The sequence below is a fragment of the Curtobacterium sp. 24E2 genome (assembly GCF_016925595.1).
In the GTDB taxonomy this organism is placed as follows: Bacteria; Actinomycetota; Actinomycetes; order Actinomycetales; family Microbacteriaceae; genus Curtobacterium.
The window spans coordinates 922,024-934,513 of record NZ_CP068987.1 but is presented as its reverse complement, the minus strand read 5'-3'; the positions used below and the strand labels follow the sequence as shown (position 1 = coordinate 934,513).

At 70.0% G+C, this 12,490-nt stretch carries 14 protein-coding genes and 1 pseudogene; 2 read left to right on the top strand and 13 right to left on the bottom strand.

Features of this window, described 5'->3' with window-relative positions; translation table 11 throughout:
- Positions 1-405: a DMT family transporter gene (locus JN350_RS04775; protein WP_205463717.1), complete on the top strand. Its 405-nt coding sequence runs from the start codon at positions 1-3 to the stop codon at positions 403-405.
- A gap of 212 nt (positions 406-617) precedes the next feature.
- On the opposite strand, the gene JN350_RS04770 is transcribed toward JN350_RS04775, so the two are convergent.
- The gene (locus JN350_RS04770) at positions 618-1,757 is read right to left on the bottom strand and encodes a CE1758 family FMN-dependent luciferase-like monooxygenase (RefSeq protein WP_123339972.1); all 1,140 of its coding nucleotides are present in this window, start codon (positions 1,755-1,757) and stop codon (positions 618-620) included.
- An 86-nt stretch (positions 1,758-1,843) separates the two neighbouring features.
- Positions 1,844-2,743, bottom strand: a complete 900-nt coding sequence (locus JN350_RS04765; protein ID WP_205463716.1) for a phosphatase PAP2 family protein — start codon at positions 2,741-2,743, stop codon at positions 1,844-1,846.
- A 238-nt stretch (positions 2,744-2,981) separates the two neighbouring features.
- Here JN350_RS04765 and JN350_RS04760 point away from each other — a divergent pair, with 238 nt between their 5' ends.
- The gene (locus JN350_RS04760; protein ID WP_165901145.1) at positions 2,982-3,431 is read left to right on the top strand and encodes a DUF4383 domain-containing protein; all 450 of its coding nucleotides are present in this window, start codon (positions 2,982-2,984) and stop codon (positions 3,429-3,431) included.
- A 110-nt stretch (positions 3,432-3,541) separates the two neighbouring features.
- Here JN350_RS04760 and JN350_RS04755 read toward each other — a convergent pair whose 3' ends face one another.
- The 11 genes and pseudogenes from JN350_RS04755 to JN350_RS04705 form a co-directional block, all read right to left on the bottom strand.
- A complete protein-coding gene (locus JN350_RS04755) occupies positions 3,542-4,867 on the bottom strand; it encodes an ATP-dependent DNA helicase (RefSeq protein ID WP_194648368.1) in 1,326 nt (441 codons plus the stop codon).
- Entirely contained in the window at positions 4,864-6,801 is a 1,938-nt protein-coding gene (locus JN350_RS04750) for a cytochrome c oxidase assembly protein (RefSeq protein ID WP_205463715.1), read from the bottom strand. Before JN350_RS04750 ends, JN350_RS04755 begins: the two co-directional genes overlap by 4 nt.
- A gap of 194 nt (positions 6,802-6,995) precedes the next feature.
- Positions 6,996-7,283: an HU family DNA-binding protein gene (locus JN350_RS04745; RefSeq protein ID WP_111085379.1), complete on the bottom strand. Its 288-nt coding sequence runs from the start codon at positions 7,281-7,283 to the stop codon at positions 6,996-6,998.
- A gap of 279 nt (positions 7,284-7,562) precedes the next feature.
- The gene (rpsN, locus tag JN350_RS04740) at positions 7,563-7,868 is read right to left on the bottom strand and encodes a 30S ribosomal protein S14 (RefSeq protein WP_111085378.1); all 306 of its coding nucleotides are present in this window, start codon (positions 7,866-7,868) and stop codon (positions 7,563-7,565) included.
- A gap of 2 nt (positions 7,869-7,870) precedes the next feature.
- The gene (rpmG, locus tag JN350_RS04735; protein WP_017886456.1) at positions 7,871-8,041 is read right to left on the bottom strand and encodes a 50S ribosomal protein L33; all 171 of its coding nucleotides are present in this window, start codon (positions 8,039-8,041) and stop codon (positions 7,871-7,873) included.
- Positions 8,041-8,277, bottom strand: coding sequence for a 50S ribosomal protein L28 (gene rpmB, locus JN350_RS04730; protein ID WP_111085377.1), 237 nt, complete (start codon positions 8,275-8,277; stop codon positions 8,041-8,043). Before rpmB ends, rpmG begins: the two co-directional genes overlap by 1 nt.
- 229 nt (positions 8,278-8,506) lie before the next feature.
- Positions 8,507-9,199: an alpha/beta fold hydrolase gene (locus tag JN350_RS04725; RefSeq protein WP_205463714.1), complete on the bottom strand. Its 693-nt coding sequence runs from the start codon at positions 9,197-9,199 to the stop codon at positions 8,507-8,509.
- 10 nt (positions 9,200-9,209) lie between these two features.
- Positions 9,210-9,653 (bottom strand): Fur family transcriptional regulator, encoded by a 444-nt coding sequence (locus JN350_RS04720; RefSeq protein ID WP_205463713.1) that lies wholly within the window; start codon positions 9,651-9,653, stop codon positions 9,210-9,212.
- The gene (locus JN350_RS04715) at positions 9,650-10,639 is read right to left on the bottom strand and encodes a metal ABC transporter permease (protein WP_205463712.1); all 990 of its coding nucleotides are present in this window, start codon (positions 10,637-10,639) and stop codon (positions 9,650-9,652) included. The genes JN350_RS04720 and JN350_RS04715 overlap by 4 nt, the downstream gene beginning before the upstream one ends.
- Positions 10,639-11,482, bottom strand: a pseudogene (locus tag JN350_RS04710) (metal ABC transporter ATP-binding protein). Before JN350_RS04710 ends, JN350_RS04715 begins: the two are co-directional and overlap by 1 nt.
- Before the next feature lie 47 nt (positions 11,483-11,529).
- Positions 11,530-12,441: a metal ABC transporter solute-binding protein, Zn/Mn family gene (locus JN350_RS04705; RefSeq protein ID WP_205463711.1), complete on the bottom strand. Its 912-nt coding sequence runs from the start codon at positions 12,439-12,441 to the stop codon at positions 11,530-11,532.
- Between the last annotated feature and the right edge of the window lie 49 nt (positions 12,442-12,490).

The window sequence follows — 12,490 nt, the reverse complement described above, 5'->3', positions numbered from 1 at the left end:
GTGGCTTGGATCGTCCTGTTCCTCAGCGCCACGCTCGAGACCGTGTGGGCGACCGCCCTCGGCGAGAGCGACGGCTTCACCCGGCCCGGCCCGACGATCGTGTTCGCGATCACGATCGTGGTCAGCCTCGTCGCGTTCGGCTACGTCCTGGGGCGCATTCCGATCAGCACCGCGTACGCCGTGTGGACCGGAACCGGAGCGGCGCTCACGGTGCTCTGGGGCATGGCCACCGGCGCCGAGCCCGTCACCGTGCTGCGCGTGCTGTTCATCGCCGGGATCGTCGGCTGCGTCGTCGGCCTGGAAGCTGGTGCCGGCCCGACCCGTCGCCGAGCCGGCCGTCCCGCTCGCGAAAGCGACAGATCTCCGCGGATGATCGGCGGGCAACTGTCGCTTTCGCGAAGGTGACGGCAGCGCCATCCGCAGGACTGTCGCCTTCGCGACGGGCGCGATGGGCGCGTTGGACACGCGCCAGAACGGACGGGAGGCCCGTGGCGGCGCCGCCACGTTCCTCCCGGCACGGCCGTCGTGGTCGCGTCGACCACACATCGTGAGCAGGAATGGTCGGGTCACCTCGCGGGACCCGACCGTTCCTGCTCACGAACCGAGCGCTGGGAGCGTCAGACGGACGCGCCCGTCCACTCGTCCTCGGCGGCGACGTGGTCGCTACCGACCGTGCCGGCTGCGAGCGCCGCGGCGGCGCGTTCCGTGTGGCTCGGCGGGTTGGACGGCACGTCGGACGGACGACCCTCGTCGTTCAGCTTGCGGAGCTCGGGGACGATGTCCGTTGCCAGGATGTCGATCTGCTCGAGCACGGTCTTGAGCGGCAGCCCGGCGTGGTCGACCAGGAACAGCTGGCGCTGGTAGTGGCCGACGTGGTCCTTCATCGCCGCGTACCGGTCGATGACCTGCTGCGGCGAACCGACCGTGAGCGGGGTCTGGGCGGCGAAGTCCTCCATCGAGGGGCCGTGACCGTAGACCGGGGCGTTGTCGAAGTAGGGACGGAACTCGTTGACCGCGTCTTGCGAGTTCTTGCGGGCGAAGAACTGCCCGCCCAGACCGACGATCGCCTGGTCCGCACGGCCGTGGCCGTAGTGCTCGAAGCGCTGGCGGTACAGCCCGACCATCTGCTCGGTGTGCTGGATCGGCCAGAAGATGTTGTTGTGGAAGAAGCCGTCGCCGTAGTACGCGGCCTGTTCCGCGATCTCGGGCGTGCGGATCGAGCCGTGCCAGACGAACGGGGGAACACCGTCGAGGGGGCGCGGCGTCGAGGTGAAGCCCTGCAGCGGCGTGCGGAACTTGCCCTGCCAGTTGACGACGTCGTTCTCCCAGAGCTGGCGGACGAGCGCGTAGTTCTCGATGGCCAGGTTGACGCCCTGGCGGATGTCCTGCCCGAACCACGGGTAGACCGGGCCGGTGTTGCCGCGACCCATCATGAGGTCCATGCGGCCGTCGGAGATCACCTGGAGCATCGCGTACTCCTCGGCGATGCGCACCGGGTCGTTCGTGGTGATGAGTGTCGTGCTCGTCGAGAGCGTGATGTCCTTCGTCTTCGCCGCGAGGTAGGCCAGCAACGTGGTCGGCGACGAGGCGACGAACGGCGGGTTGTGGTGCTCGCCGGTGGCGAAGACGTCGAGCCCGGCCTGGTCGGCGTGCTGCGCGATGGTGAGGATGTCACGGACGCGCTGCGTGTCGTCCGGCGTGGTGCCGGTCGTGGGGTCGGTCGTGACGTCACTGACCGTGAAGATGCCGAACTGCATGTTGCGCCGCCTTTCGCGATATCGATGCGTTTGCATCGACTTGCTGGGTACAACGTAGCGTACGCCGGTGCATTCCCACCAGGGCGTCAGCGCGCTGCGGGCAGTACGGCGGGGTCGGTCCGGGCCGCGTGGTGCATGCCGTCGAGGAACCACACCGCGGTCACCACCGCCAGGACGCTCGCGCTCGAGGCCAGTCGTCCGGCCATCAGGATCGCGGCGTGGTCGTGCGCGCCGTCCCCCGTCAGGCCGACGACGAGCGCGGCGACGCCGACGGCCAGCGTGACCCCGGTCGCGACGAGCAGGACGACGCTGACCACCCGGCGCGGTCCCCGTCGGCCGTCCCGGTCGCCCCGGAGTCCCCGGTCGACCCTCGGACCGAACGCCCGGACGACGCCGAGCCAGAACATCGCGATCGCGCACGCCCCGATGATGTCGCTCACCCGGTGCCAGCCGTAGACGACCGTCTGGTTGGCGACGAACACCGCGTAGGCGGCACCCAGCAGGGTGACGATCGGCCGGAAGCGACGGGGCGTGACCATCAGGACGGCGAACAGTGCGGCCAACGCGATGGTCGCGTGCCCCGAGGGGAACGAGTTCGGCGTCGTCGACTGGGCGATCTCCGGGCGCTCGGCGATACGCTTGACGAGCGTCGAGGTGGCCGCCGACGCGAGCACCACTGCTCCCGCGCCGAGCCCCACCGAGAGCCGTCGCCTGGCGAACGCCACCGCGACGATCACGACAACGAGCAACAGGATCACCGGCACCGAGATGACGTTGAGCGCAGTGTCCGAGCTGAACAGGTCGGACTCACGGACCCCGCCGAGCGCGGCGTCCTCCATGCGCTGCCCCACCGGCGTCAGCACCGCGGCCGCGTAGACGGAAGGCACGATCACGAACCCCAGAGCCGCCAGCACACCCCACCGCAACCGCCGCGAGACGCTCGGTCCACGCGACTCCGGTGCATTGCGCTCGGGTGTCAAGGTCACCGGGCTGGTCCTCCTCGGGGTGGTCGTCGTCGGTCTCGTCGCACGCCTGGTGACGGCGCTGCGATTCGGACGGTCGGGGTCCGACACGATACCGTTGGCTCACCGGCCGGAGGCTGGGAACCGCGCGGCCGTCACCCGCGGATCCCGCGCTGTGCCGCTCAGTGCCGCGCCGCGCAGTCCGGCGGGCACCGCCGGACTGACGCACGTCGCGTCGGCAGTGTACGAGGAGGAGACCGAAGTGGCCATCAAGGAACCGGGCATCACCGCCTCACCGAACCGCGGGCTCGCGCTCACGGTCGGTGGCGTCCTCGCACTCTGGGGCATCCTGGGCTTCTTCTTCGCCGCCGACGGCGACCCCGGCTTCTTCAGCCGCCAGGGCGGGATGCTCTGGAACGCCTTCGGGGTCAACCCGCCGCTCGCCCTCATCTGGGTGCTGCTCGCCGCGGTGCTGCTCATCACCGGCCTCGGCACCACCATCGGTTCGCGGAACGGCAACCTGGTCGTCGGTGCCGTGCTCGTCGTACTGGCCGTCTACGGCTTCGTCTTCGTGAACACCTCGGCGAACATCTTCGCGCTGAACACCACCGACAACGTGTTCCACGCCATCGTCGGTGTCATCCTGCTGCTGACGGCGCTCGGTGCCGACAAGGAGAACCTCCGCGCGCTGCGTGCGGCGGCTCGCGCCTGACGCTCTGACACGATCCCCGACGCCCGTCTGCCGCTCCGGCAGGCGGGCGTCGTCGTGCGGGCGGAGCGTGGGTGCGGGGCGTGGGTGCGGGGGTGCGGGGCGTGGGTGCGTCAGGCGTCGTCGTCGGAGTCGTCGTCCGGTTTCGGCTTCCGGGCTTCGAGTGCCGTCGCGACGATGCGTGGCGCCTCGGACATGAAGCGTCGGACGTCCGTGTCGACGATGATGTCCTGTGGCCGCAGGGGCCGGGTCAGGTACAGCCCCTCGAGCGAGGTCAGGCGTGACAGCGCGACGTAGGTCTGCCCGGCGCTGAACACCCGGTTGCCCAGGTCGACCACCGCGCGGTCGTAGGTGCTGCCCTGGGACTTGTGGATCGTCACCGCCCAGGCGAGCCGCAACGGGAACTGCTGGAACTCACCGACGGTGTCCTTCTTGAGCTCCTTCTTGTCGGCGTCGTAGGAGTACTTGAACTTCTCCCACACCGACGGCTGGACCTCGAACGATTCTCCGTCGACGTCGACCCACACCGTGTCACGGATCGCCGTGACGATGCCGAGCGTCCCGTTCACCCACCGCTGGTCGGCGTCGTTGCGCAGGAACATCACGTGCGCGCCCGGCTTGAGCTCGAGGGCTTCGTCGGCCGGGAAGTTCCGCCCGCCGAAGTCGCCGTTGACGTCGGCCTTCGCGGTCTTCACCTTGCCGGGCAACCGCTCGAGCGCCGCCTTGTTGATGCGTGCGACGGTGTCGTTCCGGGTGGCGAGGGTGATGGCGTCGTCGGGTGAGGGTCGGGCGCCCGCGGTGTTCAGCTGGTCCGCGATCTCGGCCGTGACGCGCCCGTGCCGCACCGCCGTGAGCATGGCGGCGAAGGCGTCGTCGCGCTGGCGGTGCACGGTGGCGAGCTCGATGATGTTCAGCTTCGCCTCGAGCCACACCTTGGCGTCGAAGAACCACATCGACCGGTAGTGGTCGGTGAAGTAGGCGCGTTCGTCGGCACCACCCGGGACCGGCGGCAACTGGTACGGGTCGCCGAACATGACCACCTGGACACCGCCGAACGCCTCGAACTGCCGCCCGCGGGCCTTGCGGAGCGAGCGGTCCATCCCGTCGAGCAGGTCGGCGTTCACCATCGAGACCTCGTCGATCACCAGGGTGTCGATGGTGTTCAGGAGCTTGCGGGTGTCCGGCCCCTGGCGCAGCTCGGCGTCGGCGATGAGCCCGATCGGCAGGCGGAACAGCGAGTGGATCGTCTGACCACCGACGTTCAGGGCCGCGACCCCGGTCGGTGCGCAGATCACGACCTGCTTCTCGGTGTTCCACGACAGGTGGTTGAGCAGGGTCGACTTGCCCGTGCCGGCACGACCGGTGATGAAGACGTGGTCACGGGTGTGCTCGATGTACTCGAAGACGGCCCGCTGCTCGTCGCTGAGCTCGACGCTCATCGTGCGTCCTGCTCGAGGGTGCGCCCGTCCGCTCCGAGCGTGCGAGCCGGCGATCCGGCACGCCGCAGCTGCACGAGCGCCATCACGACGACCGCCAGCAGGAGCAGCACCCCGGCGGCCACGAGCACGAGCCCACCACGGGCCTGGTCGACGAGCGGATCGGGGCCCCACGTCCGCCCCATCGCCCCGAACCACGACGCCTGCAGGAGTCCGAGCGGCCCGCGCATCGCGACGCCGAGCGACACCGCTCCGGCGGCGACGACCGCCGCACCGACGATCCGGACGACCGCCGCACCGCGGGTCGGGTGATGCTGGCCCGCTGCGATCGGTGTGAAGAGCGTCGGCATCGCCAGGAGCCCGACGAGCAGGAAGCCCACGTCGATGACCGTGCGCCCCGTGGAGTCGCTCACCGACCACCGGACGGCGTCGGTGGCGAAGTACGCCCACCACACCGCCGCGGCGAGTAGGAACGCCGGGAAGGGCTGCACGAGGTAGCGGACCGCAGCGTTGTCGACCAGCACACCGGTCCACTCGCGCACCCCGGTGCTGTCGTCGTCGCGCGGGTGCACCGCGGCCCGGATGAGCACGACCGGGGCCGCCGCCCACACCAGCGCCGGCACCACCAGGCCGAGCAGCACGTGCGCGCCGACGTTCGCCGACACCAGGAACCGGTCGTACTGGTGCAGCGAACCGGACGTCGCGACGACGAGTGAGACGATCGCGAGGGCCGCCGCCACCGAACGGTGCACCGGCCAGCGGACCCCGGCGCGGCGCAGGCGCACGACACCGGCGGCGTACGTCGCGGCGAGCAGCACGGCCGCCATCAGCCAGAACAGGTCGATGTTCCACTGCGTCAGCCAGCCCCAGGCCCCGGGCGCGTGCGGCAGCAGGTCGTCGGTGAGCAGCTCGGCGGGGCTCGGATCGGTCGTCTTGCTCAGCGCGATCTGGTCGACCGGGGTGGCCGTGCGTCCGAGCGCCGCGGCGAAGCCCGATGCGACGCCCATCACGGCGAGCTCGACCACGATCAGGGTCCAGAACGGGCGGTGCCGTGCCGGCGCCTCGGTCAGGGAGCGGATCGCACGCCGACGCTGCACGGCACCGAGGACCCCGATCGCCACGATCGCGCCGATCTTGACCAGCACGAGGGTGCCGTACGGCGTGAACAGGTTCGACAGGGCACCCACGCGGATCTGTGCCGAGGCGACACCCGACACCGCCACGAGCACGAAGCACCCGAGCGCGATGCTCGAGTACCGCGCGACGACCACGGCCAGGCGGTCACCGGGCAGCACGCCGCGCAGGAGCACGAGCATGGTCAGGCCACCGACCCAGAGCGCGGCGCCGACCAGGTGCAGCCCGAGGGCGGTCACGGCGGCGTCGTGGCTCGCGGTGCCCGCGGCGTGGCCCTGCTGTGCGAGCGGGACGAGGCCGATCATCGAGATGCCGGCGGTCAGGGCGACCATGCCCCGGGAGCGGACGGCGAAGCAGAGCACCGTGACGGCGGCGGCGACGAGCACCGTCACGAGCCAGGCGAGCCCGAGGTCCGTGCCGGTGAGGAACACGCCCATCGACTGGCCGAACTGCTCGTCGATGCTGATCTTCGAACCGGCGACGCTCAGGAACGTGAAGAAGGTGGTGACCGCGGACGACACCGTCCAGAGCCCGCTGGCGGCAGCCGCGACGTCGATGGCACGGTTCCACTCGGGCCCGGAGCGCGAGAGTCCGACGGTGGCCAGCGCGAGACCGCCGATCGTCGCAGCGGCGGACAGGTCCACGACCAGCCGGGAGATCGGCAGACCGAATCGGACCAGGGCACCGGGGTCGGCGATCAGCGCTGCGTTCGCGCCACCGCCGATGACGAGTGCCGTGAGCAGCGCCACGAACCCGACGAGCAGGAGCACGGCGGGACCGGCGATGCGCGCGATCCGATTCACCCGTCAAGCCTAGGCGGTGCCCACCCGGCCACCGAACCGGCCGGGCCGACCTGTGGGAACCGGCACGGGCCTCCCGGTCGACGCGGCAGGACGAACGCGACCCGACGAACGCAACCCGAGCCGGCCCGACGAACGCGCCCCGGGAACGACGAAAGGGACGGCCGAAGCCGTCCCTCCCGATGCGCGGAACAGTCTTACTTGACCGCAGCCTTGAGCTTCGAGCCGGCGCTGACCTTGACCGAGTCGCTCGCGGCGATCTCGATGGCCTCACCCGTCTGCGGGTTGCGGCCGGTGCGGGCGGCGCGGTGCGTCTTCTCGAAGGCGATCCAACCGGGGATCGTGACCTTCGTGCCGTCCGCGACGGACGACGAGACGACGCTGAAGAGCGCGTCGACGACGCCGTTGACGGTGGCCTGGCTCTGGCCGGACTCGGCGGCGACGGCAGCGACGAGCTCGGTGCGGTTCAGTGACTTGTCAGCCATTGGATGTCCTCCTCGGACTTCTTGCAGTATCGGTCGGACGGACGTGCCGTCCGGCGCCCGGAGCGGTTGCCCCGTGCCACGGTGCCAGTGGGCCGAGGGCCCGGCGGAACCGGAGTTGAACCTACCAGCCACATCGGACGAATTCAGCCGACTCGCCCGGATTTCCGGGCTTGTCGCGGGTCCAGCGGGGCAGATGTGACCACTGAGGCGCCCTTGTACCCCGGACACAGCGAACGCCCCGCCACCAGGAGGTGACGGGGCGTCGGGTACTGCGAGTGCTTACCAGGAGCTCTTCGTGATGCCGGGGAGCTCTCCACGGTGGGCCATGTCGCGGAAGCGGACACGGCTGATGCCGAACTCGCCCAGGTGGCCACGGGGGCGGCCGTCGATCGCGTCGCGGTTGCGGTAGCGGATCGGGGATGCGTCGCGGGGCAGCTTCTGCAGGCCCACGCGAGCGGCCTCACGCGACTCGTCGGAGCCGTTCGGGTCCACGAGGGCCTTCTTCAGCTCGAGACGACGCTCGGCGTAGCGCGCGATGATGACGGCACGCTGGTTGTTCTTCGCGATCTTGCTCTTCTTCGCCATGCTTAGCGCTCCTCACGGAAGTCGACGTGCTTGCGGATCACCGGGTCGTACTTCTTCAGCACGAGACGGTCGGGGTTGTTCCGACGGTTCTTCTTGGTCACGTACGTGAACCCGGTGCCCGCCGTCGAGCGGAGCTTGATGATCGGACGGATGTCCTGACCCTTTTTCGCCATCAGATCTTCTCCCCACGGGCGAGGACGTCCTTGACGACGGACTCGATGCCCCGTGCGTCGATGACCTTGATGCCCTTAGCGCTGACGTTGAGCGTCACGTTGCGACGCAGCGACGGCACGTAGTACGTCTTCTTCTGCACGTTCGGGTCGAAGCGGCGCTTCGTCCGGCGGTGCGAGTGCGAGATGTTGTGACCGAAGCCGGGAACGGCGCCGGTCACCTGGCACACTGCTGCCATGGTTTCCTCCTGAGGTACCGTGCGACCGGACGGCCGCACCCAAGTTCACTTGCCTGGTGCGCACGCGCAGGACCACCGGAGTGGCGCATGCGAGGGGGTTGTGCACACCGCCCAGGCCCGCAGCCCCTGTCGAAGGGGAACGGACACCACGCGACCGCGGCGTTCGCGACGGTCGGAGGGCTTGGAACAACGGGTCCACCACGCGGACGTGGAGGACCAAGGGAAGAGCTTACGCGAGCTCCGGGCGTGTCGCAAGCGCGCGCACCATGAGCTCGCCGAGTTCGAGCGGCGCCGTGAACATCGGCCAGTGTCCGGTCTCGAGTCCGACGATGCTGAGCTCCTCGGTCGCGACGAGTTCCCCAGCCCAGGTCTGGTGGTCGGCCACCATCGTCGCGAGCTCGGTCGCCGGGATCTCGCAGGTGATCACCGTCGCCGGGATCGTGTGCCGGGCGGCGTCGGCGTAGTGGAACCGGTCGGACGGCACGGCTGCCGGCTCCGGGATCGCCCGGTGCTCGAAGGACTCCCGCAACGCTGGCGTCATCCCGCGCACCGTGGCCGGCTCCCAGACGTCCCACGACGGCAGTGGCACCACACCGTCGACCACGGGCAGCTCGTCGTTCACGCAGCCGCCGGCGGGACCGGGGAACGTGTCGACGTAGAGCAGGTGTGCGACGAGCGAGGGCCGCTGGTCGGCGGCCATGTACGCGATCGGCCCGGCGCCGGAGTGACCGGCGAGCACGACGGGCTCGTCCGGGCTGGCGACGTCGTCCAGGCGCTCCACGAGCGCTGCGACCTGCTCGTCGAGCGTGTCACCGTCGCGGGTGATCGCCTCGACCGTGTGGCCCGCCTGCAGCAGCACCGGGGCGACGTCGTCCCACGCGCTCGCATCGAGCCAGAACCCGGGGACCAGGATGACGTGCATGGCGCGGACGCTACTCGCCGGCGGCGTCGCCGGTCCGCGGTCCGGCTGCGGCGGCAGATGCCGTGCACACCGCGCACTCACCGAAGATGTCCACGACGTGGCTGGCGTTCGTGAACCCGTTGGCGGCGGCGACGTCCTGCGCCCACTGCTCGACGGGGTCCGCCTCGATCTCGACCGTCCGGCCGCAGTTCCGGCAGATCAGGTGGTGGTGGTGCGCGTCCGTGGTGCACGCCCGGTACAGCGATTCGCCGTCCTGCTGCAGCGAGTCGGCGTCGCCCTCGGTCGCCAGGTCGGCGAGCGCCCGGTAGACGGTGGCGAGGCCGATCGTCGAGCCCTCGTCACGCAGGTGCTGGTGCAGCGCCTGCGCGCTGACGAACCCGTCGGTGGAGTCGAGGGCACCACGCACCGCTTCGCGCTGCCACGTGTTCCGCTTGACCTTCTGCACGGCGTTCATGCTGGTGCACCCACCTTCGTTTCGGCTGACGTTCCGGCTCCGGTTCCGGTTCCGGCTCCGGCTCCGGTTCCGGTTCCGGTTCTGTTCGTTCCGGACAGGAGGCCCGGTGCGCCCCCGCCACGCTGGTCGCGGCGGACGACCCGGTCGCGTCCACGGCGGTCGCGCCTGGCCCCGACGATCCGGCAGACCACCCAGATCGCGAACGAGATGGTCGTCACGTAGGGGCTGATCGGCAGTCCGCCGCCGAGTGCCAGCAGGATGCCACCGACGACCGACACCACGGCGAACACCGTGGACAGCACCGGCACCACGACCGGGTGCGAGCTGAGCCGCAGTGCCGCAGCGGCCGGGGTGACGAGCAGCGACAGCACGAGCAGGGCGCCGACGATCTGCACCGACACCGCGGTGGCCAGGCCGAGGACGAGCATGAACACGATCGCGAGCGTCCGCACCGGGATGCCGGCGGCCGCGGCCACGTCGGGGTCGACCGACGCGAACATGAGCGGCCGCCAGATGACGAGCAGGGTCGCGACCACGATGGCGGCGATGACGATGAGGAACGTCAGCTGCGGGTTGTCCACCGACACGATCTGGCCGGTGAGCAGCCCGAACTTGTTGGCCGCACGCCCCTTGTAGAGCGCCAGGCACAGGATGCCGAGCCCGAGGCCGAACGGCATGAGCACGGCGATGATCGAGTTGCGGTCGCGCGCTCTCGAGCCGAGCACCCCGATGAGCAGCGCCGCGATCACCGACCCGACGAGCGAGCCCGTGACGACGTTGACACCGAGCAGCAGGGACGCGCTCGCGCCGGCGAAGGACAGCTCCGAGATGCCGTGCACCGCGAAGGGCATGTTCCGGGCGACGACGAACGGGCCGATGAGCCCGCCGACGATGCCGAGCACCGCGCCGGCCCAGATCGAGTTCTGCACCAGGGTCACGAGCTCGCCGTAGTCCTGGAACGAGAAGACCGTCGACAGGACGTCCATCAGATCCGCCCTTCGTCCGACGCCGGGGCGTGCGGGTCGACCTCGCCGTGGTGGTGGTCGTGCGCGTCGTTCGCGCCGACGATGACGATGCGGCCCATCGTGCGGACGACGTCGACGGGGGTGCCGTACAGGTCGCTCAGGACGTCGGCGCGCAGGACCTCGTCGGGGGAACCGATCCGGAACCGGCCGCCGGCGATGTACAGGACCCGGTCGACGACGTCGAGGATCGGGTTCACGTCGTGCGTCACGAACAAGACGGCTGCATCGTGCTGCCGACGCTGCCGGTCGATGAGCTCGGTGACGCCGCGCTGGTGCCGCAGGTCGAGCGAGATGAGGGGTTCGTCGCACAGCAGCAGTGCCGGGTCGGCGGCGATGGCCTGACCGACGCGGGTGCGCTGCTGCTCGCCGCCGGACAGCTCGGCCACCGGGGCGTCTGCGAACGCGGTGGCGCCGACCTCGTCGAGGATGCGGTCGATGCGGGCGCGGTCGGCCTTCGACGTCGGCAGGACACCCCACCGGTGCCCCGTCACACCCTGCGCGATCATGTCCCGCGCGCGCAGGGGGTGCCGGCTTCCATGAGGCGCTGCTGCGGGATGTAGCCGATCTTCCGGTGTCCACGCCGGACGGGCTGGCCGAGGAACGACATCGTGCCGCTCGTCAGGCGCTGCTGCCCGAGCACCGTGCGCAGGAGCGAGGTCTTGCCGGCGCCGTTCGGGCCGAGGACCGCGACGAACTCCCCGGCGCGATGTCCAGGTCCAGGTGTCCCCAGAGCTTCCGTTCACCGAAGGACAGCCCGGCGTCGCGCAGGGCCAGGACCGGACGGGCCGCAGCCCGGTCGTCCACCGAGGTGGTCGCCGGGCTGTCGGTCGTCGCTGCTGCGGTCGAGGTCGTCACTTCTGGAGCGCCGCCTGCACCGCGTCGATGTTCGCCTGCTGCCACGAGACGTAATCCTGCCCCTTGGGGAGCGTCTCCGTGACACCGACCACCGGGACGTCGTTCTGGCCGGCGGCCTTCTTGACCTGTTCGGTCTCGGCGCTCGAGGTCTGGTCGTTGTAGGCGAGCAGCTCCACGCTCTTGCCACTGAACAGCGCGAGGGTGTCCTTGAGGGCTGCCGGCGGGACGTCGTCGCCCTCCTCGATCGCCTCGGAGAACGCTTCGGGGGTGACGTTGTCGAGACCGATCGCATCGAAGAGGTAGCCCGGCACCGGCTCGGTGTACGCCACCTTCTCGCCGTCGTACGTCTTCTTCAGGTCGGCGGTCCGGGCTTCGAGGTCCTCGAGCTTCGTCGTGAGCGCGTCGGCGTTCTTCTCGAACGTGGCCTCGTCGCCCGCATCGAGCGCGGACAGGCGCTTCGTGACGTCGTCGACGAGCTTCACCATCGTCGGGTAGCTGTAGAACACGTGCTCGTTGAACTCGGCGTCGCCGCCCTTGTCCAAGCCGGAGAGCTTCACCACGTTGATGGTGTCGGCCTTGGTGTCCGAGGCGTCGGCGAGCGTGGTCATGAAGTCGTCGTACCCACCGCCGTTCTCGATGAGCAGGTCGGCCTTCGACACCGCGAGCTGGGTGCGGGCGCTCGACTCGAACGAGTGCGGGTCCTGCGAGGGGTCGTTCAGGATGCTCGTGACCGACACCTGGTCGCCACCGATCGACTGGACGATCGAGCCGTAGACGTTGGTCGAGGCGACGACGGCGATCTTCCCGTCGCTGCTGGCGTTGCCCGAGGCCGAGGAGGTCGCGCAGCCCGTCAGGGCGAGCGCGGCGGCGCCGGCGACGAGCGGGAGGGCGAGGAGGCGGTTGTGCATGCTCCGACGGTAGCGCTTGCTGATAACGATTGTCAAAACCGGTATCGGC

What these genes read in the sequence shown, in the direction of transcription:
- rpmB (WP_111085377.1), bottom strand. Translation starts at nt 8,277, where the DNA reads ATGGCAGCAGTGTGCCAGGTGACCGGCGCCGTTCCCGGCTTCGGTCAC.
- rpsN (WP_111085378.1), bottom strand. Translation starts at nt 7,868, where the DNA reads ATGGCGAAGAAGAGCAAGATCGCGAAGAACAACCAGCGTGCCGTCATC.
- JN350_RS04705 (WP_205463711.1), bottom strand. Translation starts at nt 12,441, where the DNA reads ATGCACAACCGCCTCCTCGCCCTCCCGCTCGTCGCCGGCGCCGCCGCG.
- JN350_RS04770 (WP_123339972.1), bottom strand. Translation starts at nt 1,757, where the DNA reads ATGCAGTTCGGCATCTTCACGGTCAGTGACGTCACGACCGACCCCACG.
- JN350_RS04725 (WP_205463714.1), bottom strand. Translation starts at nt 9,199, where the DNA reads ATGCACGTCATCCTGGTCCCCGGGTTCTGGCTCGATGCGAGCGCGTGG.
- JN350_RS04720 (WP_205463713.1), bottom strand. Translation starts at nt 9,653, where the DNA reads ATGAACGCCGTGCAGAAGGTCAAGCGGAACACGTGGCAGCGCGAAGCG.
- JN350_RS04715 (WP_205463712.1), bottom strand. Translation starts at nt 10,639, where the DNA reads ATGGACGTCCTGTCGACGGTCTTCTCGTTCCAGGACTACGGCGAGCTC.
- JN350_RS04745 (WP_111085379.1), bottom strand. Translation starts at nt 7,283, where the DNA reads ATGGCTGACAAGTCACTGAACCGCACCGAGCTCGTCGCTGCCGTCGCC.
- JN350_RS04755 (WP_194648368.1), bottom strand. Translation starts at nt 4,867, where the DNA reads ATGAGCGTCGAGCTCAGCGACGAGCAGCGGGCCGTCTTCGAGTACATC.
- rpmG (WP_017886456.1), bottom strand. Translation starts at nt 8,041, where the DNA reads ATGGCGAAAAAGGGTCAGGACATCCGTCCGATCATCAAGCTCCGCTCG.